At 65.3% G+C, this 222-nt stretch carries 1 protein-coding gene; it reads left to right on the top strand.

The genetic code is table 11. From position 1 onward, the window contains the following. A partial coding sequence (locus AF337_RS31525; protein ID WP_280138881.1) for a hydantoinase/oxoprolinase family protein occupies positions 1 to 222 on the top strand: 222 nt, incomplete at both ends.

Genomic DNA, 222 nt, shown 5'->3' with positions numbered 1-222 from the left:
CAGCGCTGCTGCGCGAAGAAGACCCCGATATCTTCGTCTCGCTCTCCTCCGAGGTCTGCCCTGAGATGCGCGAGTTCGATCGCGCCTCGACGACTGTTGTCAACGCCTATACCAGGCCGCAGATGGCCGGCCACGTCGCGCATCTGCAGCGTGAGTTCGCGGCAAAGGGCATCGATCGCCAGGTCCTCTGGATGACGTCCTCGGGCGGCCTGGTGCCGAGCC

Source organism: Rhizobium ecuadorense (assembly GCF_001187535.1).
Taxonomy (GTDB): Bacteria; Pseudomonadota; Alphaproteobacteria; order Rhizobiales; family Rhizobiaceae; genus Rhizobium; species Rhizobium ecuadorense.
This window is presented reverse-complemented; position numbering and strand designations above follow the sequence as displayed.